Consider the following 23,193-nt stretch of genomic DNA (forward strand, 5'->3'; position numbering starts at 1 on the left):
TCGTCCATACCGATGCGGCGAGCGTGGAACACCAACCACGGGCGGGCCGGTTGCACTGCCCGTCGTGCCGTACGGGGCTCGGACCGGGACGCCACCGACTGGACCGAACGCGAGATCTTGGCCGACTGGCCGACTGGCCGGCTGACCGGCTGACCGGCTTCGATCTGGAGACGGCCAGCCGGCGCGCTAAAGGCCCGCTAGGCGGAGCGGGTTGGGTCAGCCGCAGTCGGGCGTCATCGATCCGACGGGCGCGCCGCTCAGTTCTTTGTCGCCGAAGCCGTCGATCTCCTGCTCGGAACCGGCGAAGTGTGCCTTGTCGTTGAGGCGCACGATGCAGCCGAAGGTGTCGGGGATCGGGTTGCGTGCCGACAGTGGCTTGATCACCGGGTCGAGCTTGTCGACCTCGGGAAACGTGAAGCCGGTTTTGGTGACCTTGACGTTGAGCCGGTAGAGGATCTGCCCGGTCTGGTGCGCTCCGCTGAAGAGGCAGAACTCGCCCTTGTGGCAGGCGTTTGACGCCGCGGCGGCGTCGGCGGCCGAGGCGGTGGGGTTGGCGGATGCCGAGAGGCCGATGGCCGTCAGAGCGGCCAGACCGAGGCGTATAGCGCCATACGACACGAGAACTCCTTGAATGGGAAACGAAGGGGCAAACCTGCCGCGGGTCAACCTACCGAAGATCAACTCACGGTCAACGGGCCGTCACGGGATCAAGCCACTGCCGGCCAGTACCAGCAACAACGGTCGACCGCGCACCCCGACAGGAGCCTCGCGCCTCGGCCCGGGAGCCTTCGGTGGCAGGCTGGTCTTCGTGCCGCATCGCCGAGGGTGCCGGTGACCCGGGAACCGAGCGGCTACTCGGGATACGGCCGGGAGCCGTGGCGGCGTCCTGGTCTCTCACGAACCGCTGCGCCGCCGGTCGCGAGTCCCACGGGTACGGGCCTGTCGGGTCGGCCATGCGAAAGGGCCGGTGCTGCGGCTTGAGTTCTAGTAGTCGTTGCAACACCCCAGCTCAGGGGATGCAATGGACTTCAAGATCCGAAGGGACCGGACGGCTCAGGGCCCTGTGAAGCTGGGCCGGGAGCGCGCGGAATACTCCCGGCTCGTGCAGCAGGGCTACAGCAACAAGGAAGCCTGCCGACTCGTCGGGATCGATGCCCGGACCGGCAGGAAGTGGCGCAACGGTCGTAGCGCCGACCGCAGACAGAAGGCGGCACCACCGATCAACGCGGTGGTGCCGCCTTCCGGGCCTTCCCGATATCTGCGTGAGGCCGATCGGATCCACATAGCCGACCGGCTCCGGGAGAAGGCGACAGTCCGGGCGATTGCCGCCGAGCTCGGCCGCAGCCCGTCCACCATCAGCCGGGAGATCCGCCGCAACCGGCACCCCGACAGCGGCCAGTACCGCCCGCACGCCGCCCAGGCCCGTGCCGACGCCCGCAGGCCGCGACCCAAGCCGGGCAAGATCGGCCAGAACCCCGAGCTGCGGGACTTCATCCAGGACCGCCTGACCCTACGGTGGAGCCCGGAGCAGATCTGCCAGGCTCTGCGGGCACAGTTCGCCAACCGGCCGGAGATGCACGTGGTCCACGAGACGGTCTACCAGGCCCTCTATGTCCAGGGACGTGGAGAGCTCCGCCGCGAGCTCGCCCGAGCCCTGCGCTCAGGCCGCGCCCGCCGCAAACCCCACCGTCAGGTCGCCTCCCGCCAGCCACGGTTCACCACACCGATGGTCATGATCAGCGAACGGCCCGCGGAAGCATCCGACCGTGCCGGCCCCGGCCACTGGGAAGGCGACCTCATCATCGGCAAGGACGGCAAGTCGGCCATCGGCACTCTGGTCGAACGCGCCACCCGCTACGTCATGCTCCTGCACCTGCCCGGCGACCACGGCGCCGAGCGCGTCCGCGACGCGCTGGTCACCACGGCCCAGACCCTGCCCTCCCACCTTCGACGGTCCCTGACCTGGGACCAGGGAAGTGAGATGGCCGCACACGGCTCGTTCACCATCGCCACCGGCATCCCGGTCTACTTCTGCGACCCGGCCAGCCCCTGGCAACGCGGCTCTAACGAAAACACCAACGGCCTGCTGCGGCAGTACTTCCCCAAGGGCACCGACCTGTCCGTCCACACCCCGCAGCACCTGGCCGCCGTCGCCACCGAACTCAACGGCCGCCCACGCAAAACGCTCGGCTGGGAAACCCCAGCCGAGCGCCTGCATAAACTGCTCGCGGCCTAGACAACCGACCACGTGTTGCAACGACCGCTAGAAACCGCCCGGTCCACCGGCCCTTGGTGATGCGAGGTCAGTCCGGTGTCACCCGGCCCGCAGCAGTTCGCGTACGTCCTGCCAGTCACGGTCGATTGCCGCCACCCGTTCGTCCCGCCATGTGGAGGGGGGCACCGCACGGTGGTTGCGGAGTTCTCGTACGAGCAGCATGGCCCGGTTCAGAGTGAAGGCGGCGCGGACGGACGGGGAGCCGGCGGCCACCAGCGCCTCGATCTGTGGACGGGCTTCCGGGGTGGCGGCCAGGGCGATCCATAGAACCGCCAGGTCGTGACCTGGGAGGTAGTGTCCCGCGTGCTCCCAGTCGATCACTGTGACCTGTCCGTCGGGTCGGATGACGAAGTTGGTCGGCAGGGGGTCTCCGTGGCCTGGTACGAGGACGGTGCCGGCCTGGTGGAACAGGTCGGTCATGGCCTGGTGTTCCTGCGGGGTGGTCAGGCCCTGGCGGTGGTCTCGGTCCAGACGTGCGAGGTAGTCGAGGGTGCGTGTGAACGCCCCTGCGGGGGGACTCCATCGACCGAGGTCGGTCATGGCCGTCAGCATGGCGGTGACGTGTGCGGGGTCCAGTGCTTGTGGTGGGAACCGGTCGCGGCCCGGGACCGGGCAATGGCCGCGGACGTGTTCGATGACCAGTACGTGGTGCCGGTTGTCGGCGGCGACGAGGGCGGGAACGGGCACTGGCGGGGGTGTCTCGGCGAAGGTCCGGTAGGCGTCGATCTCCGTGCCGAACTTCTCGGCCCACAGTGGTTCCGGGGTTGTCAGCAGTTTCGCGACGGCCGGTCCGTCCTCGCAGTCCCCCGCGATGAGCAGGGACTTGTCGGTTCGGGAGAGGAATGCCGTGGGGCGGAAGTCCGGTCGTAGCCGGATGACCGGTGCGGCGGCGCCGGTGAGTTGGTCGGGCACGGGGCTCCTTGCTGTTCTCTGCGCGGAGCGGCCGGGTGTTCGGGGCTGGATTCCGCGCGCGCAGCGGGGCGGTTTCCCCGGTGCGTTCATGAGAACGCGCTGGCCGTGCCTCCTGGTGCCCGCGACCCGCGCTGTGAGGGGTTCCGGGTCCGCGTCCTGGTTCAGGGCGGGAAGAAGTAGCGGCCTTCCTGGCGGCGGCGATGGCAGGAGCCGGCGGCGAGCGAGACCGGGGACGGGCGGCGGAAACGAGCCCCAGGCGCGTCCGCCGATTCAGTACCTGGCCGTGAATCGCCGATACAGGAGCCGACGCGGGAAAGGAATCACCGACGAGGGGATTGGATCATGGCCATCGTCAACGAGTGGCAGATGGTGGGCAACATCGCTGCCGGGCTCGGCTTCGGCGCTGCCATCGGCCTGGAGCGGCAGTGGCGGGCCCGGATGGCCGGGCTGCGGACGAACGCGCTGGTGGCCGCCGGGTCCGCGCTCTTCGTGCTGCTGTCCAACTACGGCTTCGCGCAGGCCACCAGCACCATCGGGTACGACGGCTCGCGGGTCGCGGCCCAAATCGTCTCCGGCATCGGCTTCCTTGGAGCCGGTGTCATCATCCGGGACGGGCTCAGCGTGCGCGGGCTCAACACCGCGGCCACCCTGTGGTGTTCGGCAGCGGTGGGCGCCCTGGCCGGTACGGGGCTGTACGTCCTGGCGGGACTGGGCACGGTTGCCGTGGTGGGCGCCAACCTGCTGCTGCGACCGCTGGGCCGGCGCCTGGACCGGGAGCCGCACGGCGGCGCCGAGGTCTCCACCGACTACTACTTCGAGGCGGTGTGCACCGAGCCCGAGGAGGCACACATCAGGTCCCTGATCGTCCAATCCGTCGCCCGGCCCGGCTTCCGGCTGCGCTCGGTGTACAGCCGCGACGCGGAAGAAGGGAAGGTCACCGTCGCCGCGGAACTCACCACCGAACACCGTGACGACTCCCTCCTCGAAGCGGCCGTCAGCCGACTGTCGTTGGAACCCGCGGTCTCCGCAGTCAGCTGGACGGTCATCGGCCACCCGGACGAGGACGACATCAACTACCCCGCCGACGAGCCACCCCACCACCGGCTCCGGAACCCCTTCACCCGGTGGGGCCGTGGGGGAACGCGCCGGCGCTAGCCAGATAGCAGGAACAAGCCGGCGGGCCAGGTGGCCTTCAGCGTTCGACCTCCCCGAGGTCCGGATGGCGAGGAGGCAGGCGAAGCGTCGAAGCGAGGGTCAGATCGGCGCCGCAGCCGGCCGTAACCGCGCCGCCGGGCCGGATCGGCGGATTGCCGGGCGTCTGCGGGCCGCGCTCAACCACGGCGTCACCGTACGACGCGGCCAGCGCTACACGCTCCGCGTCAAGGCGATCTCGACTCCGGTCGGGCCGTGATCAATCTCAGCGGCCGCAACTGTTCACATCAGCGGCCGTAACTACTCACGCCCGTGCACGTACAGGTCGCGCAGCAACGCGATCTCGGCTCCGTGGTGCATCACCTCGCGATTGACGTGAAGGACGACCGTCGCCAGCGGCCGGTCGGTGAACGGGCCCGAGCTCGGTCCGAGCAGGCGGCCGAGCTCGGCCGTCGTCGCCGCGCGCATGCCGGACGACCAGTTGTCGTAGGCCCGGTCGAGGTGTTCCAGTGCGGCCGCGGCAGTGCCGGCGTAGACGTGGTCGTCGTAGTCGATCGACGGCCCGCCGAAATACATCTCAGTGCGCTTGGCCAGGACGTGGACGGTGAGGTGCGCCAGCCGCCAGGCAATGGTCGTGACCGGTGCGGGGACAGGGGCGGGGAAGGCGTAGTCGACGGTGAACCGTCCGCCGCCCCTCTCGCTTTCGCTGCGGCGCGGGCGCACGGTCCAGCAGTCGGGAACCGGCTCCCAGAAGTACTCCTCGTCGGTCAGCCCCACCAGGCGGGGACGCAGCCGTTCCCGCCAGTGCCAGTCCAGTTGGTCGCCGAGTTCGTGGGCCCAGTCAGTCCTTGCGCGTGGGTCGGGTGCAGGTCTGTCCCGAGCGGGAGCCGTCAGCTCCGCGTGGTGATCCGACGTCACACCCGTACCTCCAACATGCGCCTTCTTACCGTGCATGTGCGGCTCCCTGCGGCTCAGTCTACGGGCGACTCGGGCGATGCCCCCGTACCAGCGGAGCCAGGGGCACCACAGCCGCCTTGACCTTGGACTCGCCGAGGGAGCCTCACACATCCTGTCCCCGCTACTCGCATGTGAAGGCCCGGTGGTTTCCCACCGGGCCTTCACATGTTCGTGTTCTCAATTTCGACCTGGCGGTGGTCCGGCCGGCCCGGACGCCGGGTCAGCGTACGTGGACGGTCTTGGTCTGCGTGATGATGTCCACGCTCGGGTGGCCGCCGCGCGGGCCGTCGACGCCGTAGAGCACCCCGCGGAACTGGAGCACGCCCCGATGGCCGGCCTTGACCCGCACATCGACCTTCGCCTCGCTGGCGCCCACGGTCACGATCCGGCCGCACTTGACGGTGTGCCAGGCACCATGCGTCCCGACTCGCTCCTGCGCGCAGAACTTCGCGTACTGCAGCGCGTCACTGTCGCCCTGTCCCTTGACATAGACGCCCTGGCCGAGCTTCACGGTACCCGGCGACACGCTGAGAGTGGCACTTCCCTTGGCGAACGCCGGCGTCACCGCCAGCACGGCCGCAGCCACCCCCACGGCACCCACCGCGGCGAACCTCGCCCCCCGGCGCCCGAACATCCCGCTTGCGGCGCGCCCGTCTCCACGATGCGTCATCGCTGTCCTCCCGTTGCTGTGATCTCTCGTCTCGCTCTCGGACGACCATCAGCTTCAACGGTCGGGTTGGCGTTGCGCTAACGGACGGCTAACGCGGTGCAGCGACGTACCGCAGCGAGCTCGCCACCGACGACATCACCCTCTTCATCCCCGGCGTTCGGACGTGACTGATTCGGCTGGCACGTCGAGAGTTCGTCCGTCGACATGCTGCCGCCCGCCCCTGGCAGCGCGGATCCAACGAGAACGCCAACGGCCTGCTGCGGCAGTACCTCTCCGAGGGCACCGACTTGTCCGTCCACTCCCGCGATCGCCTCGACGCCGTTGCCGCCGAACTGAACAGCAGGCCCCGCAAGAACCTATGCCGGCCCGGGTCGGTCCGGGTTCGGGATGAAGGCGGGTAGCGCGGCGAGGCTGTGGCGCACTGCCTCGCCCCCGTACGCGAACATCTGCCGCTCGTAGCTGTCGACCGCGGAGAGAAGATCTTGACGACCCTCGGCTGCCTCGATCAGGCAGCGGCCCAGCAGGTCGGCATCGCGCAGAGCGGTGTTCGCACCGTTGCCGCCGGTCGGAGAGGTGGCGTGGACAGCGTCACCGAGCAGCGTGACCGGACCGGGCGCCCAGCGCTCACCTGGCTCGACCACCCCGATGGACAGCAGGGTGCTGTTGTCCGGGTCGGCCTGTTCGATGAGCGCCTGCAGGTCCGGATGCCAACCTTTCATCCTGGACAGCGCGGCTTCCTGTGCCGTCACGGTGCCGAGAGAGCCGTTCGGCGGGAGGATCATGGCCCAGCGCACGTAGTCATGGATGTCAGGGAGCGTGACTTCGGGTGCCAGTTTCTCCGCCGCTTCCTTTGGCGGAACGGGGAACCGCATCGCCCCGAGCAACAGACTCACTCCGCCCCCGACGATCTTCCCGCCGTAGGCCCGGGACAGGCCGGCGAACTGCTCCGTCAGCGGCGTGCGGCCGATCACGAACCGAACGCCGGTGTCCCTCGGGGTGGTCTGCGGCGTCAGCACCTGGCGGACCGCGGAGCCGATCCCGTCCGCCCCGACGAGCAGATCAGCGGTTGCCGGATCGCGTTGCGCGAACCGGGCTTCGACCCTGCCGTCGTCCAACACCTCGTAACCGGTCAGCGCGGCCCCGGTGTGCACAGGCAGTCCGGTCAGCAGCAGGTGCCGGAGTACTTGCCGGTCGACCACGATCCCGCTCCTGGCAGGGCCGAGTTCGCCGATCTTGTTCAGCTGGGCGTCCAAGGCCAGTCGCTCGACGTAGGCGTCACTGACGACCGCGTCCAGCAACGGGTGCCACTGCCGTGGCAGACAGCTACGCAGCGCCTCGAATCCGACCGGGTCCAGTACGAGCCGGTACCCCTGAAATCGTGCGGTGATCGCCGGGTCCCGCTCGTACACGTCGACCTCGATCCCGGCACGGCGCAGACCCTGCGCCAGGCACAGACCCCCCAGACCGGCTCCGACCACGGAAACTCGCATCACGCACCTCCTGAACAGACTGTCCGAACCCTGCTCAGGACCTGAGCAGGGGGTACGCCAACCACGCAGAGACGAACTTAGTTCTTCGTCTACGATCTAAGTTCTACGAGGCGAACTTAGATCGTGTCAAGCTATAGTGATCGGCATGCCCTCCGATCCCCGGCAACGCCGAGCAGCTCGTCACGCCCAGCCCGCTGGGGAGCCCTCAGCTGCGTCCCCGCGCAAAAAGCCCATCACGATCGACCGGATCACCGACGCCGCCCTACAGGTCGTGGCCACCGAGGGCTACGACGCACTGACCATCCGTCGAGTCGCCGCGGTACTCTCCACCGGGCCGTCGTCGCTGTACGCGCACATCGTGAGCAAAGAGGACATCGACGATCTTCTCGTCGGCCGGCTCTGCTCCGAGGTCGTGCTGCCCGAACCGGACCCTGCCACGTGGCGCAGGCAGATCCTCGACGTGTACGCGCAGCTCCGCGACCAGTACCTGAAATACCCCGGAGTCTCCCGTGCCGCGCTCGGCGTGGTCCCGACCAACCTCTCCACGTTGCGGGTCAGGGAAGGGCTCTTGGCGATCCTGCTCGCCGGCGGAATCGAACCGCGGAGCGCCGCCTGGGCGCTCGATGCTCTGTCCCTCTACGTCAGCGCCTACGCCTTGGAGCAGTCGCTGGTCCAGCAGCGGCGCAAACACCCCGACCAGGAGTGGGTCCTTGGCCGCGAGGAGTTGATCCGCCGGTTCACCGCGCTGCCGGCCGACACGTTTCCGCAGACCCGACGCCATGCCGCTGAGCTGACCTCCGGCACCGGACACGACCGGTTCGACTTCACCCTCGGACTGATGATGGACAACCTCACCCAGCTCCAGCCCCGGCCGACACCGACATCCGGCACCACCGGATGAACGCCGCAGCCCGAGGCGGCCGGTTCCTGGTCGCGTAGCCGGGCGAAGTCGAACGTCGAGCTCGGAGTCGTCCACGGCATCGGCCGCGCGTTCTTGACCGACGGCTCGCGGTTGCGGATCACCACGTCTGACTGCGCGCTGGTCCTCCGGGACGGGTACGCGCCCCACCCGTACGGCGCCGCGGTGCCGGCCCACGTCGCGGGGTTCCCGCCCAAGGCGGACCGGTCAGGATGAGCGAGGCAGTGGCTTCCACGCGAGTGTCGAGCGTTCTCCGGAGCGGTATTCGTGCGGGTCGACCTCAAGGCGTGCTTCCACCGATTTCGAACCGGAGCGTGCCAGCACGATCGTCGGCTTGCACACGTCGGTCATGACGTTGGCCGGGTGGTCGATGTGAAGCCACCGGCCCAGTGGCCGGGCGAGGTCCGGTACCTCGTCGACGACCGTGGTGAGGAGCACAGGGATGTTGACGCGGATGTTGCGGACGGTCCACATCAGACGGTCTCCCCACGACTCCTCTTCGGAGACATCGTCGATGAGGTCGTGCATGGGGTCGCTGGACGGCTCGTGCGGCTCCCGGGTCAGGCGTTCGTATCGTTCGATGACGATGAGGCGTGGCGTCCGGCCCTCGATGTGGATCTTTGCCGCCGCGTTCACGTGGGAGTCGGTCGGGTCGGGGATCTCCTTGACGACGAGCGTCTTGGGCTGCGTCGAGGGCGGGTATCCCGTGAAGAGGACAACGGGGAGGCCGGTATGGGCGGCATGGACCGCAACGTCGCGGCCGACCTTCGCCTCACGCGTTCCCCGCTGCGCGATGATGCCGACCTTGTGCCGGAAGTTGAGCTCGGCGAGCTGCGTCAAGTCCGGCCAAGGGGTGGGCACCAGGGTGGATGCCTCGTCTCGCTGACGACGGAGTTGTTCAGCGACGGATGCGCCGGAACCATCGATCTGCTTGGTCATCTGGTGCCCCCTCTGGTTGGCCCGTCATCGTCTCAAGAGACAGGCCGCACAAGCGGCTTCCTTCGCACTCCCGCTTCCAGCATCCCGCCGGCGACCACTTCTCGTGGCGTGGACCGCAGCCCACTGCTGTGGATTCACTGCCGCGTCGAACAGGCCCTACAGGCAGTGGACTTGTGGGGGTCGTAGCGGCGTCGGTGGCAGGCGCACCAGGGCCAGTCCGCGCAGGCTGGGCAGCGGGTGTGGGGGGCGGTGACGGGTACGCCGCAGGCACCGTCCTGGCCGGTGCACTCGCGCATCGGTGGCCGGTAGGCGACGGCCTCGGCGGTGGTGCGGTTCGCGGCCGAGCCCGGCTCCAACTCCTCGGCGTCGTCCCGCTCGCGCCGTGACGCAAGGAGTCGTCCGCCTCGGCAGACGGTGCACGGTGCGTCGTCGCGGCCTGGCTGGTCGGCCAGGTGCCAGCCGTCCTCGCACCGGCCTGCGCACGCAGTGGGGGCCAGTAGCCACACGGCGACGTCGTCGGGCCGGTATCCCTCCTGGTTCGCCTCGGCCTCACGTCGGAGGGGGCGTCCGGCCCAACTCCCCCACCAGCGCCGCTCCACCCGTGCCGCCAACTGCCGCGGGGTGCGGGTTTGCAGCTCGGTGTGGATGGTGTCCATGACGGTGGGCGGGATGGCGCCGCCGCAGGCGCGGAGCACCTTGTCGGGCAGCGCCGCCAGGACCGCGCGCACCGGATCACCCGCCGTGCCCGCGTCCTGGCAGGCGTCGCACTGGTCCCAGTCCCACGTCCGCGGGAAGAAGGTGAGCGGCCACCGGTGACGGTGGTCCTTGCGGCGCTGCGGGGCGACGTGGACGACCTGGTCGGCCGGGGAACCGCGGTCCGGCAGCGGCGTGGAGCAGGTCCGGCACATCCCTCGGCAGGTCCGGCAGCGTTGCCCGTCGCGGGTAGGGGCCTGGCAGGTGGGGCATTCGCGCCGGCACACCTGGCACAGATGGTCCTCGGGGTGGGGTTGCGGCAGCCAGCGGTGCTCGCCCTGGCAGCGCACGCACCGGCGCGGGTCGGTCTCCTCCCGGTGGGTGGGCAGGATCGGCTGGCCCGGGCACTGGTCGCAGCGGACGGTGGCCCGCTCCCGGTTGGCGTCGAAGCGCACGCTCATGCGGCAGTCCTCCCGTGGTTCCGCGCCGCCGCGGCAGCGAGTTCGTCAGCGTAATGGGTCGTGAACGCGCACCACGTCGTGGTCGCCGCAGAGCGCCGGCGCGCCTGTTCGGTCGACCGGCCGCGCCGGTCGGGCACCTTGGCGCCGTACGCGCCCCGGGCGTTGTCAGTTGCCCGAAGGAACCTGGGAGCGATGGGGCTCAGTGCCGCAATTGCCACGGTCGTTGTGTTCGCCGTGTGCGTCGTGTTCGTCGTGTTCGTCGTGTTCGTCGCGTGCGTCGCGTGCGTCGCGTGCGTTGTGTTCGTTGTGTTCGTTGGTGGGATCGGCTGGATTGGCTGGATCGGTGGGACTGGCGGGGAGACCCTCCCGTTGCGCAAGGTGGCGTTGCAGCATGGGGGCGCTGGTGAGGGCGAGGAGGAGGGCGACGGCACCGGCGCCGATAGCGACGGCGAAGCCCCAGCGGGTGCCGTAGGCGTCGACGACGACTCCCGAGACCGCCGCGCCGAGCGCGACGCCGCTCTGCAGGCCGGCGATCATCCACGTCATGGCCTCGGTGAGCTGGTGCTCAGGGGTGGTTCGCTCGACGATGCCCATGATGACCACCATCGTCGGGGCGAAGAAGACTCCGGCGACGAAGACCACGGCGGCCATTCCCGCGATGTTGTCGACCAGGAGGAAGGGCAGGGTGGTCAGGGCGGTTCCGGTCACGCCTATGACCAGCAGCCGCGGGAGCGGGATGCGGAGCTTCAGGGCGCCGAAGGCGAGGCCGGAGATTCCGGAGCCGAGGGCGTAGACCGCGAAGACGAGGCCGGAGAGCGCCTTGTTGCCCTGCTGTTCGGCGAAGGCCAGGCCCATGGTGTCGACCATGCCGGCGATGGCGCCCCCGAAGAGGAGGGTGAGAGCGAGCATGAGTACGGGGGCGGAGAAGACCACCGGTGCGCCGCTGGAGGTCTCCGTGCGCGGCTTGACGGGCGGTTCGGTGCGCTTCTGCGGCACGAACAGTGCGACGCCGACGGCGAGCAGGACGGCCGCGGCGAGCGGCGCGGCCTGGGGGAACAGCGCCGTGGACAGCGTCACCGCCAGCGCCGGGCTGATGACGTAGGTCAGTTCGTCGACCACCGACTCCATGGAGTAGGCCGTGTTCAGCTGCGGGCGGCCGCGGTAGATCTCCGTCCACCGCGCGCGCACCATCGCGCCCATGCTGGGCATCAGGCCCGACAGCAGGGCGAAGACGAAGAGGGTCCAGGTGGGGGCGCCGGTGGTGGCACAGAGCAGTAGGGCGCCCAGCGCGATCACGCTGATTCCGGTGGCGACCGGCAGTACGCGGCCCTGCCCGCGCCGGTCCACGATCCGGGAGACCTGTGGCCCGAGGAAGGCCATGGAGAACGTGAAGGTGCCCGCCACCAGACCGGCCAGGGCGTACTGGCCGGTCGTCTCGGAGAGCATCGTCAGGATGCCCATGTGGGTCATGGGCAAGGGAAGTCGGGCGAGGAGGCCGGCGGCGCTGAACGCCTTCGCGCCGGGAGCGGAGAAGATTTCGCTGTAGGGATTTGCCATGTTTCGTCCAGAGGTTGGGGTGATCCCGTGCGGGCGGTGGCAACAGGCAGGGACGTTCCTGCCGCCGCGCGCCACGCATGAGGGCACCGAGCAGACGACGGAACAACAACTGGGACTATAGTCCCAGTTTCTGGAGCAGGGAAACCGGGCCGGTCCGTGAAGTGCTTGTTTCGCCTCACAGTTGGCGTCGGCAGCGGTTCGGGACCGCTGCGCCCGCGGTGTGCCGGCGGGCCGGGTTATGGTGCTGGCGCCCACCCCCAGGCAGGAGAGTTACCCGACATGTCGATCCCCGACGAGCCCATCACCGACGGACGCAAGGCCAAGGGCGCTCGCCGACGGCGGGCCCTGCTGGAGGCCGCGGTGCGGGTGGTCGCCCGGGACGGCGCCGCCGGCGCCACCCATCGAACGGTCGCCCAGGAAGCCGGCCTGCCCACCACGGCGACCACCTACTACTTCGACAGCATCGACGCACTCCTGACCGCGGCCCTCACCAGCTGCATGGAGGCCGACTCCGCGCGCGTCCGGGAACTGATCGAGGCACCCCCGGCGGCCGACGGCACCGACAGGATCCGGGGCCTGGCACTGTTCATGGCCGACCAGCTCGCCGACCGGTCGCACCTCCTGGCCGAGTTCGAGCTCTGCCTGCGCGCGGCCCGGCGCCCGGAACTCCGCGACACCACCAGCCGCTGGACGGCCACGCTCGCCGACTTCGCCCGGCTCTTCACCGACGACCGGCTCCGGATCACCCTCTTCACCCATGCCTACGACGGCCTGCTACTGAAGGCACTGCTCGGCGACGAGCCCACGACGGTGGCGGACTTCGAGGCCATGCTGCGTGAACTTCTCCCCACTGGACAGTGAGGGAATTCCGTGGTTCGCAAGGTGTTGAAGCGTGATCGTCAACGAATCGCAACATTTTAGCCCGATTAGGCTCGTAATCCGCGGAACCCTGAGGGTAAGGTTGACCGTAGAACAGCCCGGGACGGACACCCCTGGGTCAGATGGATGCAGTCGTACGCAGGGGGGACGACCTTGTCCGGCCAGAGGGAACCGAGAGCGAGCCACGGGCCGAGAAGGCCCCGCGAGCCCAGCAGGATCCGCGTCCTCGTCGCCGACGCGCACGCGGCCGCCCGCGCCGGCTTCTGTCTGCTCGTCTCCTCCGCGCCCGACATGGAGGTGGTCGGCGACGCCGCCGACGGGGAGTCCGTCGTGGCCCTGGCGCGCAGCACCGCGCCCGATGTCGTGCTCATGGACACGCATCTGCGCGAGCCCGACGGCCTGGAGGCGACCCGGCAGATCACCGGCGATCCGGCGCTGCGGAACGTCCGGGTGCTGATGCTGACCATTCACGACGACGAAGAACACCTCTTCAAGTCGCTGGCCATGGGGGCGGCCGGCTTCCTGCCCGTCGACACCCAGCCCGCACAGCTTCTGGAGGGCATTCGCGCGACCGCCGCGGGCGCCTCGTTCCTCAATCCGTGGCACACCCAGAAGGTCATCGAGCGGTACGTTCCCCGCCTGTACGACGGCTCCGCCGTCAACCGGCCGGCGCTCGCGGAGCTGAGCGACCGGGAGCGCGAGGTGCTCGCCCTCATCGGCGAGGGGCTCACCAACTCCGAGATCGCACAGCGGCTGAGTCTCAGCCCGCTGACCGCCAAGACCTATGTCAGCCGCATCATGGCCAAGCTCGGCGCCCGTGACCGGGTGCAGCTGGCGCTGGTGGCGGTCGAGAGCGGGCTCGCCGCACATGCCTGTGTGCCGGTGGCCCCCTGAACGTCCGCCAGGGGGCCACCGGCCTCACCGCGCCACCGGTTGTTCCCACGGCGCTGCGGCGTCCAGGGCGAGCAGGTCCTGCACCGCGCAGCGGATGATGCGCACCGCCTCCTCGACGCGGTCGCGGTGTGTCCGGTGCGAGACGATGCAGGCCCGGATGATGAATTGGCCGTCCAGCAGGGTGCTGGAGAGGAAGACGCGCTTGGAGTCGTTGATCCTTTCCAGCAGCCGGCGGTTGAACGCGTCCGGGTCGCCGCGCTCGGGCAGATAGCGGAAGGGCACGGCGGTGAGGTCCGGGTCCAGGGGGACCTCGAAGCCCGGGGTCGTGCGCAGCTCGTCGTAGAGGTAGCGGGTCAGCTCCAGCTTCTCCTCCAACGCGGCGCGGAACGCGGCCAGTCCGTGATACTTCACCGGAAGCCAGAGGCGCAGGCCGCGGAAGTCACGGGACAGCTCCATGCCGTACTCCGATGCGCTGGGGATCTGTTCGTCCAGGCCGTCGGTGTCCTGGAGGTAGTCGGCCTCCACGTGGTGGGCCGCACGCAGCCGGAATCCCTCGCGCACGATCAGCGCACCGGTGCCGTACGGGATGAAGAACGCCTTGTGCGGGTCGAGCGTGATCGAGTCGGCCGACTCGATGCCCTGGAACAGCCGACGGCCGTACTCGGTCATCCGGAACGGGCCCCCGTAGGCCGCGTCCACGTGGAACCACATGTCGTGGGCCCGGGCCACCTCGCCGACGCGCGCCATGGGGTCGACGGAGCCGGTGTTGGTGGTGCCGGCCGAGGCGGTGACCATGAAGGGCCGCAGTCCCGCCGCCCGGTCCGCCTCGATCATGGCGGTCAGCGCGTCCGCGTCCATGCGCAGGCGTTCGTCCGTCGGCACCATGCGGATGCGCTCCCGGGGAAAGCCGGCGAGGTAGGCGGCCTTGGCGCAGGAGGCGTGCGACTGCTCGGAGGTGTAGAGCACGCCGGTCGAGAAGTTCTCACCCAACTTGGCTTTCCGGGCGGTTATGACCGCGGAGAAGTTCGCCATCGATCCGCCGGAGGTGAGCACTCCCCGGGCCTCTGGCGGATAGTCGAAAAGGTCGCACAGCCAGCGGACCACGGTCGCCTCGATCTGAGCCAGCGCGGGGGCTTTCGCGGCCAGGCTGACGTATCGGTTGAAGCCTGCCGCGAGGAAGTCGGCGAGAGCAGATACATAGAGGCCGCCACCCGGAATGTAGGCCATGAAACCGGGGCCCGAGTTGTTGACCGCCTTCTGCGAGCTGACCGCGACGGTGTTGAGCAGACTTTCGAAGGAGGTGCCGATTTCCGGTGCCTCCTCGCGGAGCGCTTCGGCCAACTCCAAAGCCCCGTCGAGGTCTTTCGCGGGCGCCTCGGGGAGGTCGTTGACGAACTGCTCGACGACGAGCATCGCCGCCTCGCTCATGGCGCGCATCTCGGGGCCACTGGGTTCCAACGGGTATTCACGCATGCCTCGCATCGTAGCGACGCGAATGCGCCCGACCGCCCCCGAGAAACCCCACAAAGCAGCAGCTCATAAGGGTACGACCGGCAGTGTCAACTTTGGGTGTACAGGAACCTCGGCAGCGCTTGCGCGACTGTCTCCCCGGGGTGACACGAGGGGCGAAAGTGTATCCCCGGGGAGTATCCGAGATTGCTGGCCGGGGAGGGATGCGGCGTACCACCGCACGGAAATAGCCTTCGGTTGTCGATCGGGCCGATGCTCTTTACGTTCCGCGCTTTCAGCGAACGCATCCCAATTCCCTCGCGCACGGCCCATTCCCTTACCTTCCCTTCCCTTCACTGATACCGGAGTGAATTCATGAGCACTGTCACCGGCATGCCTGCCGCCGGCCCGTCCCAGGCCATCTCCGATGCGGACCGGCTCGATGCGCAGGAGATTCTGGAGCGCGCCCGCAAGGCCGCACCCGTGCTGCGGGAACGCGCCGAAGAGATCGAGCAGAATCGGCAGTTGCCGCGAGACGTGGTGGAAATCCTGCGCGACACCGGCGTGTTCCGGATGGCGGCGCCCGGATCCTGGGGCGGTCCGGAGATGACGTCCGTTCAGCAGACCGAGGTCATCGAGGCCATCGCCACCGGAGACGCCTCGGCCGCCTGGTGCGCGATGATCGGCTCCGACTCCGGGATCTTCTCCGGCTACCTCGACGACACGGTGGCCCGCGCCCTCTTCCCCCGCCTGGACACCATCACGGCGGGCTTCGTGAACCCCACCGGGCGGGCCGTCCGGGTCCCCGGCGGCTTCCGGGTCAGCGGCAAGTGGCACTTCGGCAGCGGTATAACGCACAGCGACCTGCTGCTCGCCGGCTGCGTGGTGCATCGCGACGGGGCGCCGGAGTCGGCCCCCGACGGCGACGGAGTCCACTGGCGGATCGTGATCGCCCGCCGGGAGGACTTCAGCGTCCACGACAGCTGGTACACCACCGGCCTGGCCGGCAGCGGCAGTTGTGACTACTCCACCGAAGACCTCTTCGTACCGGAGGAGCACACCTTCAGTCTGCTGGAGCCGCAGCGCACCGGCACCCTGCACGCGGCACCGGACGCCATCCTCCGCACCATGCCGGGGGTTCCGCTCGGCGTCGCCCGGGCCGCCCTCGACCACGTCCGTGAGCTCGCCGCCACGCGCACCGACAAGTCCACCGGCACCCCGTGGTCCGCGCACTACCGCTTCACCACCGCGATCGCCGACGCGGAGATGGACCTCGCCGCGGCCCGCTACGCGGTGTACACGAGCCTTGCGGAGCAGTGGGCCCGGCTGGAGCGCGGCCAGCAGCCGACGCCGGACGAGCGGGTGGCCACCGCGCTGGCCCGTTACAAGGCGTTCGAGGTCGCCCGGTCGATCGTCAACCGGCTCTACACCCTCGTGGGCGGTTCGGCCATCTACCGCAAGCGGTCGCCGATGGACCGCTGGCTGCGGGACGTCAGCACCATGAGCCAGCACGTGGACGCCGGGGTGCAGAACCTCAAGGCGGCCGGAGAGCTGCTGCTGGGCGGCCAGATCCCGCAGAAGACCCTGCTGTGGTGACCGGCGCGGGCACCGCTCGCCCGACGCCCACACCACCCCGCCGGACCCACCGGACCCACAGCACCCACCGGTTCCACGGCACCCACAGCACCCACAGCACCCACAGCGTTCACGACACCCACGACATCCACGAGGAGATGCGAACCCCGTCATGACGGACACCACCACACTCACCTCCGCCAGCACCCCCACTGCCCCCACTGCTCCCACCGCCCCCACCCTGCGCGCGAACCACGAAGCCACCCCTGCGACCATCGCGCCGGCCCAGTTCCGCGCCCTGATGTCGACGTTCCCGACCGGCGTCGCCGTCGTCACCACCGGCGGTCCCGAGGACCCGCCCCGCGGTCTGACCGTCTCCTCGGTCAGCAGCGTCTCCCTCGATCCGCCGACCCTGCTGGTCTGCCTGAACCGCAACAGCAGGACCCTGGAGAGTGTCCTGGAGCGGCGCACCTTCGCGGTCAACCTGCTGCACGCCGGGGCCCGTTCGGCCGCCACGCTCTTCGCCTCCGGGGACCCGCGCCGCTTCGACGCCGTGGAGTGGGCCAACTCCGCGGAGTTCGGCGGCCCGCACCTGGTGCGCGACGCGCACGCCATCGCGGACTGCCGGGTCTCCCGCACCCTGCGCGTCGGCGACCACGAGGTGATCTTCGGCGAGATCTTCCGCGTCGAACAGGACCGCCCCGAGGACGCCGACCCGCTGCTCTACGGGATGCGCACCTTCGCCTCCTGGCCCGCCGCCGCGGCCTGACCCGCCCGGCCGCCGTCGTCTCCTCAGCCCCCGGCCCTCCCGCAAGGAACGCCCCCATGCCCTGTGCACCCCACGAAGCCCGCGCCGACGCCCCACCGGCGGCACCGCGCGTCCGCCGAACCCGACTGACCCTCGCCCTCCTGGCATTCGCCCACCTGATCATCGGCCTCGACTACAACATCGTGTTCGTGGCGCTCCCCGGGATCGCCACCGACGTCGACTTCACGGCGCAGAACTTGCAGTGGGTGGTCAGCGGTTACACGGTGGCCTTCGGTGGCTTCCTGCTGCTCGGCGGGAGGGCCTGCGATCTCTTCGGCAGGCGCCGGATGTTCACCCTCGGCCTCGTGCTGTACGCCGTCTCCTCCCTCGCCGGCGCGCTCGCGACCACGCCCGGGCTGCTCGTGGCCGCCCGGGCCGGGCAGGGCATCGGCGGCGCCTTCCTCACCCCGGCCACCCTCTCCCTGGTCACCTCCCTCTTCGCCGAAGGCCGGGAACGCAACCGGGCGCTGTCCGTCTGGGGCGGGGCGGCCGGGTGCGGGATGGTGCTCGGCTCGCTGCTGGGCGGGGTCCTCACCGAGACCTTCGGCTGGGAGGCCGTCTTCCTCGTCAACGTCCCGCTCGCCGGCCTCGGCATCGCGCTGGCCGCCCCGCTGATCCCGGCCGACGGAACCCTCCGACGCGGCCGGGTGTTCGCCGAGTTCGACCTGTACGGCACCCTGACCGGTACTGCGGGGGCCACCCTCCTCGTACTGGCACTCGTCCAGGGCCCCGAGTCCGGCTGGACCGCCCCCGCCGTCCTGATCAGCGGAGCCGCGGCGATCGTGCTCCTGCTGGCCTTCCTGGTGATCGAGCGGCGGGGCCGGAACCCGCTCATGCCCCTGCACCTGTTCCGCAACCGCAACCTCAGCACCGGCACCGCCGTCACCTTCACCTTCATGGCCACCTTCGGGGTGCTGGCGTACTTCCTCACCCTCTACTTCCAGAACGTGCACGGCTTCAGCGCCATGCAGACCGGTATCGCCTTCGTCGTCCCCTGCGCGGGGGTCCTCGTCGGTACGGCCGTCGGCGGTCGGCTGGCCACCCGCTTCGGCATGCGCGCCACCCTCATCGGCAGCCTCGTCCTGGGTGTCGCCGGAACGGTCGCCTTCGCCCTGTCGCTCTCCCCCGACGCCTCCTTCACCGCACTCCTGCCGGGCCTGAGCCTGCTCAGCCTGGCCCAGGGCGTCGTCTACACGACGATGTACGCGGCGGCGATGACCGGCGTGGACGAAGGCGACCAAGGCATCGCGTCCGGTATCGCCAGCACCGGTGAGCAGGTCGGCAGCGCCGTCGGCCTGGCCGTCCTCGTCGCCCTCGCCAACGCCGGCACCCGCGGGCTCACCGGTGCGGAGCTGCGCACCGCCACCAGCGACGGGGTGCGCGCCGCGGTGCTCGCCGCCGCCGCAGGTATGGTCCTGATGATCCTGATCTGCGCCAACTTCCGGAACAGCCGCCGCGTGCCCGCCACCGAAGGGCCCGCGGCAGCCACACCCGCCGGGGCAGTTCAACCGGAAACCGTCCGGACCGCTCGTTGAGCATCCGCCCATGAGCATTCGCCCGTGAGCACCGGCCCATGAGCACCCGCCCATGAGCATCCACCCAGGGGGAGACAGCATGACCGTGTCCGCATCCGGACGACCGGCGGACGCACCCGACCGCAGCCATGTGCCGGACGGTCCGGGACACCACCGTCCCGCTCATCCGGCACCCGCCGGACGCGCCCTGAAGCAACGGCACCTCACCCTCATGGCGTTGGGCGGCGCGGTGGGCACCGGCCTCTTCCTCGGCTGCGCGCAGACCATCCACAGTGCCGGCCCCGCCGCCGTCTTCTCCTACGCGCTCGCGGGCCTGCTGGTGATCCTGGTCATGCGGATGCTGGGCGAGATGGTCGTCACCCGCCCGATGTCCGGCTCCTTCGCCGACTACGCGCGCCTGGCCCTCGGCGACTGGGCGGGGTTCACCATCGGCTGGCTCTACTGGTACGCGTTCGTCGCCATCGTCGCCATCGAGGCCATCGCGGGCGGCCGGATCGTGCACGACTGGCTGCCCGCGGTGCCGGACTGGGCGGTCAGCGTGCTGCTGCTCACCGCCATGGCCGTGGTGAACCTCGTCTCCGCCGGCTCGTTCGGCAGCGTCGAATTCTGGCTGGCGATCGTCAAGATCGGCGCGATCCTGGGGTTCCTGGCACTGGGCGCCGCCTATGTCTGCGGCTTCTGGCCCGGCGACGGCAGCCCGCACCTCAGCCACTTCGTGGATCACGGGGGCCTGCTCCCCAACGGCCCCGGTGCCGCCCTCGCCGCGACGGTGGTCGTCATCTTCGCGTTCGGCGGCACCGAGATCGTCACCATCGCCGCGGCCGAGAGCCCCGACCCCGGCACCGCCGTCACCAGGGCCACCCGTCAGGTGTTCTGGCGCGTGCTCCTGTTCTTCCTGGGTTCGATCTTCCTCGTGGTGGCGATCGTGCCGTGGGACACCCTGGTGGGCCCGGAGAGCCCGTACGCCGTGGCCATGACGCGGATGGGCATCCCGTTCGCCGGCACCGTCATGACCGCGGTCATCCTCGCGGCCCTGCTCTCCGTGCTCAACTCCACCCTCTACGCCTCGTCGCGCATGCTGACCACCCTGTGCCGACACGGGGAAGCACCGCGCAGCCTCGCGCACACCAACCGCCGCGGCACCCCCACCCGGGCCATCCTCCTGGGCACCGTCATGGGCTACGCGTCCATTGGCGCCCAAGTCCTCCAGCCGGACCGGACGTTCGGCTTCCTCCTCGACTCCACCGGAGCCGTGCTGATCTTCCTCTACATCACGATCGCCGTCTCCCAACTACGCCTCCGCGCCCGCGCCGAGCGCATAGAACCCCACCGCCTGACGTTCCGCATGTGGGGCTACCCCTACCTGACCTGGCTGACCATCGCCGCACTCCTGGCGATCCTGCTCTCCATGGCGCTCCTCCCAGGCACCCGCCCCCAACTCCTCATGAGCCTGATCAGCCTGGGAACCGTACTGACGGCCTACGCGGCCCGCCGCTGCACTCGCCACCTCCGCACACCCCACCCGAGGCAACCTTCATGCTGAGGCCCACGCTTCCCCAGCCGCGGTGCCCGCCGGCGGGCGGGCCCGTTCTCAACCACACCCCGCCTCTGTGTCCGAGGGGGAGTTGGACCCATGCCCCTACCCCACGGATCACATCGCTCGCTACCGAGCTGGAGCTACTCCGACAGTCCAGCCGCTTCTCTCCGATACGCAGAGGATTTCGAGCCGTCATCGCTCAAACGTGTGGCATCTGCTGACGTATGTCGGGCTCGGGAGGGGGCACGGGAACTGTGCGACCGGCCCCACTTGACCCGCAGGCGAACGACAGGACGGTCGGCCGTGGCTTGTTCGCGACCTTCCACTCGGCAGGACTGTTCTGTTGTCTTTCGGGGATGGTGATGGTCGTGACAGCCGATGTGGTGATCGTGGGGAACGGCGCGCTGGGCCTGTCGGTCGCCGTGGAGACGGCGCTGCGGGACCGCTCCTTGCGGATTGTCGTGGTCGGCTCGGAGGCGCGCCCTGGTTCTGCTTCCGTGGCGGCGGGAGCGATGCTCAACTGCTTCGCCGAGGTCACGGGGCGTACCGGTGAACATCCGGCGTCCCGAGCGAAGTTCGCGTTGGCGCGCGAAGCGGCTCGCCTGTGGCCGGGCTGGCTGGAGCGGCTCGCGGAGGCAGCGCGGCATGTGGCGGTTCCGGTCAGGAGCACCCGGGGGACGCTGGTCGTTCTGGGGGCGCGCTCCACGGGTGACGGCGTGGGCAGCATGCGGGCGATCCGCGCAGCCGCCGAGGAGCACGGCGAGCCGTTCCAGGACGTGGATCCCTACGGCATCGGCGTGTTGGAGGCGGAGGCGGGTGACCAGCCCGTGGACGCCTTGTACTTGGAGAACGAGGGGGCGGTCGACGCCCGACATGTGCTCGCGTCCCTGGACGCCGCTGCGTCAGGGCTCGGCGTCACGCGCGTCGCCGACGAGGTGGTGTCCCTGGTGACGGCCAAGGACGCGGTCACCGGGGTGCGGCTGTCCTCGGGAGCGACGCTCCCCGCGGGAGCCGTTGTCCTCGCGACGGGCGCGGCGAGTGGGCGCCTGATCGAGCAACTGCCCCCGGGTACGGTGCAGCCGCTGCTGAGCGGAACGGGTGTGGCACTGGAGACCCAGCGCGTGCGGGGCGAGGCCGTGCCGTATGTCGTGCGCACGCCCACCCTCGTCGGCGGTTGCGGGCTGCACGCGGTACCGCTCGGCAACGGAGTCGAGTACCTGGGCGCGACCAACCACGTCTACTTCGACGCGCCTGCCGGACCGCGGCTGGGCATCGTCCAGCCGCTGCTGTCCGGCTACATCGCGCAGTTCGACCGGAACATCGCGTTCTCGGCCGTGCGGCGCTGGCACTACGGCCTGCGGCCGGTCACGCTGGACACCTTCCCGCTTCTGGGCCGCGCGCCGGTGCCGCGCTTGTTCTTCGCAACGGGGACCTACCGTGACGGCTTCCACAGCGCCCCCGCGATCGCCCGCCACCTGGCCGGGCTCCTCACGGATGGCCCCGCTCCGGAGCACGATCCGTACGCCGTCTTCGCGCCCGGCCGGAAGCCCATCGAGACGATGACGGTGGACGACGCCGCAGAGCGCTTCGCGCAGATGGCACTGCTCGTCGCCGTCGAACGCGGCATGAGGCTGCCGTACATCTTCGGTGCGGAACCGATCGCCGCGGCGTGCCGGCAAAGGGCGCTGGAGTGCGTGGAGCAGCTGGGCGTCCCGGTTGCGCTGGCACCTGAGATCCTCGGCGCCGTGTCCGAGGCCGATGCCAACCGGATCCGGCAGGTGGCCGACTATCTCAGCACGGTGGCCGCCCGTCCCTGACCAGCTTTCCTCCGACTCCGCTCCCGCTTGACTCGCCTTGCCCACCCCGTCACCGACACACACGCGGCCCTACCCGACACAACGACCGCCATCACAGCATGAGTCCCGCCGGCATCCGTCCTCTCCGGTCGGGCAGACGGGCGCCTGCCTGCCCGACCGGGTGGGAGACCGGTCGGTTGCGACCCGACGGCCGCCGCGCGGGCGGCGCCGGAGTCCACTCCCACGATGGAGACGACCTGTGCGCGGGCATGCCGAGGCCACCGCCACCGCCGCCGCAGGGCGAGGCAACCCAGCCCGGCGGCGCCGAGCCCCAGCGCCAGCCACCGGTTCCCCGGCACGTCGGTGAACCGGGCGACGATCCGGTCCGTGGCCAGCATCGCCGCCACGGCCGGCACCGCCTCGACGGCGGACCGCACCAGCGCACGTCCGCGGGTGCGCTTGATCGTCACAGCAGGAGTGTAGGCACCGCGCGGCAGGTCACCGGCCGGGCCGCTGACGGACGCAGGCGGGCGCAGGCTCTCCGGCCCGGAACCGCACGGCGGGCGGGGCAGCTCGTGTGGTGGTGGCCGGTGGGTGACCGCATTGCGGGGAGAGAAACGGGGAGGGGAGGCAACGCGGCCGCGGATAATCCCGTCTGTCCTCATACACACGTGTTCCGTATGGCCGCAAAGGCC

19 protein-coding genes and 1 pseudogene are annotated in these 23,193 nt (G+C 69.9%); 11 read left to right on the forward strand and 9 right to left on the reverse strand.

Annotated elements, in window-relative coordinates; genetic code table 11:
* Positions 1-216: 216 nt before the first annotated feature.
* The gene (locus tag MOV08_RS09780) at positions 217-618 is read right to left on the reverse strand and encodes a peptidase inhibitor family I36 protein (RefSeq protein ID WP_039631105.1); all 402 of its coding nucleotides are present in this window, start codon (positions 616-618) and stop codon (positions 217-219) included.
* A 403-nt stretch (positions 619-1,021) separates the two neighbouring features.
* Here MOV08_RS09780 and MOV08_RS09785 point away from each other — a divergent pair, with 403 nt between their 5' ends.
* The gene (locus tag MOV08_RS09785) at positions 1,022-2,236 is read left to right on the forward strand and encodes an IS30 family transposase (RefSeq protein WP_275307072.1); all 1,215 of its coding nucleotides are present in this window, start codon (positions 1,022-1,024) and stop codon (positions 2,234-2,236) included.
* Positions 2,237-2,314: 78 nt separating this feature from the next.
* Here the strand turns inward: MOV08_RS09785 and MOV08_RS09790 are convergent, their stop codons facing one another.
* Entirely contained in the window at positions 2,315-3,187 is an 873-nt protein-coding gene (locus tag MOV08_RS09790) for a phosphotransferase family protein (protein ID WP_275307073.1), read from the reverse strand.
* A gap of 342 nt (positions 3,188-3,529) precedes the next feature.
* On the opposite strand from MOV08_RS09790, the gene MOV08_RS09795 reads away from it, so the two are divergent.
* Positions 3,530-4,342 (forward strand): MgtC/SapB family protein, encoded by an 813-nt coding sequence (locus MOV08_RS09795; protein ID WP_078875626.1) that lies wholly within the window; start codon positions 3,530-3,532, stop codon positions 4,340-4,342.
* 297 nt (positions 4,343-4,639) lie between these two features.
* On the opposite strand, the gene MOV08_RS09800 is transcribed toward MOV08_RS09795, so the two are convergent.
* Positions 4,640-5,233 (reverse strand): DinB family protein, encoded by a 594-nt coding sequence (locus MOV08_RS09800; protein WP_420834288.1) that lies wholly within the window; start codon positions 5,231-5,233, stop codon positions 4,640-4,642.
* Between the two features lie 283 nt (positions 5,234-5,516).
* Positions 5,517-5,966 carry a hypothetical protein gene (locus MOV08_RS09805; RefSeq protein ID WP_275307074.1) on the reverse strand — a complete coding sequence of 150 codons (450 nt, stop codon included), beginning with the start codon at positions 5,964-5,966 and terminating at the stop codon, positions 5,517-5,519.
* 218 nt (positions 5,967-6,184) lie between these two features.
* Here MOV08_RS09805 and MOV08_RS09810 point away from each other — a divergent pair.
* Positions 6,185-6,367, forward strand: a pseudogene (locus MOV08_RS09810) (IS30 family transposase); the annotation flags it as partial.
* Here MOV08_RS09810 and MOV08_RS09815 read toward each other — a convergent pair.
* Positions 6,323-7,456, reverse strand: coding sequence for an FAD-dependent oxidoreductase (locus tag MOV08_RS09815; RefSeq protein WP_275307075.1), 1,134 nt, complete (start codon positions 7,454-7,456; stop codon positions 6,323-6,325). The pseudogene MOV08_RS09810 and the gene MOV08_RS09815 overlap by 45 nt on opposite strands.
* Positions 7,457-7,601: 145 nt before the next feature.
* On the opposite strand from MOV08_RS09815, the gene MOV08_RS09820 reads away from it, so the two are divergent.
* Positions 7,602-8,357 (forward strand): TetR/AcrR family transcriptional regulator, encoded by a 756-nt coding sequence (locus MOV08_RS09820; protein ID WP_275307076.1) that lies wholly within the window; start codon positions 7,602-7,604, stop codon positions 8,355-8,357.
* 225 nt (positions 8,358-8,582) lie between these two features.
* Here MOV08_RS09820 and MOV08_RS09825 read toward each other — a convergent pair whose 3' ends face one another.
* From MOV08_RS09825 to MOV08_RS09835, 3 genes are all read right to left on the reverse strand, one after another.
* Positions 8,583-9,314 (reverse strand): hypothetical protein, encoded by a 732-nt coding sequence (locus MOV08_RS09825; RefSeq protein WP_275307078.1) that lies wholly within the window; start codon positions 9,312-9,314, stop codon positions 8,583-8,585.
* A 134-nt stretch (positions 9,315-9,448) separates the two neighbouring features.
* On the reverse strand, positions 9,449-10,468 hold the full coding sequence (locus tag MOV08_RS09830) for a hypothetical protein (RefSeq protein WP_275307079.1): 1,020 nt from the start codon (positions 10,466-10,468) through the stop codon (positions 9,449-9,451).
* 165 nt (positions 10,469-10,633) lie between these two features.
* Positions 10,634-12,025 carry an MFS transporter gene (locus tag MOV08_RS09835; RefSeq protein WP_275307080.1) on the reverse strand — a complete coding sequence of 464 codons (1,392 nt, stop codon included), beginning with the start codon at positions 12,023-12,025 and terminating at the stop codon, positions 10,634-10,636.
* 279 nt (positions 12,026-12,304) lie between these two features.
* Here MOV08_RS09835 and MOV08_RS09840 point away from each other — a divergent pair, with 279 nt between their 5' ends.
* Positions 12,305-12,886, forward strand: a complete 582-nt coding sequence (locus MOV08_RS09840; RefSeq protein ID WP_275307081.1) for a TetR/AcrR family transcriptional regulator — start codon at positions 12,305-12,307, stop codon at positions 12,884-12,886.
* A gap of 234 nt (positions 12,887-13,120) precedes the next feature.
* Positions 13,121-13,798 (forward strand): LuxR C-terminal-related transcriptional regulator, encoded by a 678-nt coding sequence (locus MOV08_RS09845; RefSeq protein ID WP_275311744.1) that lies wholly within the window; start codon positions 13,121-13,123, stop codon positions 13,796-13,798.
* Positions 13,799-13,822: 24 nt separating this feature from the next.
* Here the strand turns inward: MOV08_RS09845 and MOV08_RS09850 are convergent, their stop codons facing one another.
* Positions 13,823-15,271, reverse strand: coding sequence for a pyridoxal phosphate-dependent decarboxylase family protein (locus tag MOV08_RS09850; protein WP_275307082.1), 1,449 nt, complete (start codon positions 15,269-15,271; stop codon positions 13,823-13,825).
* Positions 15,272-15,622: 351 nt separating this feature from the next.
* On the opposite strand from MOV08_RS09850, the gene MOV08_RS09855 reads away from it, so the two are divergent.
* The 5 genes from MOV08_RS09855 to MOV08_RS09875 all read left to right on the forward strand — a co-directional run bounded on the left by MOV08_RS09855 (position 15,623) and on the right by MOV08_RS09875 (position 22,519).
* Entirely contained in the window at positions 15,623-16,843 is a 1,221-nt protein-coding gene (locus MOV08_RS09855) for an acyl-CoA dehydrogenase family protein (RefSeq protein ID WP_275307083.1), read from the forward strand.
* A gap of 151 nt (positions 16,844-16,994) precedes the next feature.
* Positions 16,995-17,591 carry a flavin reductase family protein gene (locus MOV08_RS09860; RefSeq protein ID WP_275307084.1) on the forward strand — a complete coding sequence of 199 codons (597 nt, stop codon included), beginning with the start codon at positions 16,995-16,997 and terminating at the stop codon, positions 17,589-17,591.
* 56 nt (positions 17,592-17,647) lie between these two features.
* Entirely contained in the window at positions 17,648-19,165 is a 1,518-nt protein-coding gene (locus MOV08_RS09865) for an MFS transporter (RefSeq protein WP_275307086.1), read from the forward strand.
* A gap of 79 nt (positions 19,166-19,244) precedes the next feature.
* Complete coding sequence (locus MOV08_RS09870) at positions 19,245-20,708, forward strand: amino acid permease (protein ID WP_275307087.1); 1,464 nt, start codon at positions 19,245-19,247, stop codon at positions 20,706-20,708.
* Between the two features lie 362 nt (positions 20,709-21,070).
* Entirely contained in the window at positions 21,071-22,519 is a 1,449-nt protein-coding gene (locus MOV08_RS09875) for an NAD(P)/FAD-dependent oxidoreductase (protein WP_275307088.1), read from the forward strand.
* Positions 22,520-23,193 lie beyond the last annotated feature (674 nt).

This window comes from Streptomyces yunnanensis, assembly GCF_029011865.1.
GTDB lineage: Bacteria > Actinomycetota > Actinomycetes > Streptomycetales > Streptomycetaceae > Streptomyces > Streptomyces yunnanensis.

Coding starts and splice junctions, on each gene's coding strand:
- MOV08_RS09795 (WP_078875626.1), top strand. CDS start 3,530: ATGGCCATCGTCAACGAGTGGCAGATGGTGGGCAACATCGCTGCCGGG.
- MOV08_RS09835 (WP_275307080.1), bottom strand. CDS start 12,025: ATGGCAAATCCCTACAGCGAAATCTTCTCCGCTCCCGGCGCGAAGGCG.
- MOV08_RS09850 (WP_275307082.1), bottom strand. CDS start 15,271: ATGCGTGAATACCCGTTGGAACCCAGTGGCCCCGAGATGCGCGCCATG.
- MOV08_RS09785 (WP_275307072.1), top strand. CDS start 1,022: ATGGACTTCAAGATCCGAAGGGACCGGACGGCTCAGGGCCCTGTGAAG.
- MOV08_RS09860 (WP_275307084.1), top strand. CDS start 16,995: ATGACGGACACCACCACACTCACCTCCGCCAGCACCCCCACTGCCCCC.
- MOV08_RS09820 (WP_275307076.1), top strand. CDS start 7,602: ATGCCCTCCGATCCCCGGCAACGCCGAGCAGCTCGTCACGCCCAGCCC.
- MOV08_RS09870 (WP_275307087.1), top strand. CDS start 19,245: ATGACCGTGTCCGCATCCGGACGACCGGCGGACGCACCCGACCGCAGC.
- MOV08_RS09805 (WP_275307074.1), bottom strand. CDS start 5,966: ATGACGCATCGTGGAGACGGGCGCGCCGCAAGCGGGATGTTCGGGCGC.
- MOV08_RS09840 (WP_275307081.1), top strand. CDS start 12,305: ATGTCGATCCCCGACGAGCCCATCACCGACGGACGCAAGGCCAAGGGC.
- MOV08_RS09865 (WP_275307086.1), top strand. CDS start 17,648: ATGCCCTGTGCACCCCACGAAGCCCGCGCCGACGCCCCACCGGCGGCA.
- MOV08_RS09855 (WP_275307083.1), top strand. CDS start 15,623: ATGAGCACTGTCACCGGCATGCCTGCCGCCGGCCCGTCCCAGGCCATC.
- MOV08_RS09830 (WP_275307079.1), bottom strand. CDS start 10,468: ATGAGCGTGCGCTTCGACGCCAACCGGGAGCGGGCCACCGTCCGCTGC.
- MOV08_RS09825 (WP_275307078.1), bottom strand. CDS start 9,314: ATGACCAAGCAGATCGATGGTTCCGGCGCATCCGTCGCTGAACAACTC.
- MOV08_RS09815 (WP_275307075.1), bottom strand. CDS start 7,456: ATGCGAGTTTCCGTGGTCGGAGCCGGTCTGGGGGGTCTGTGCCTGGCG.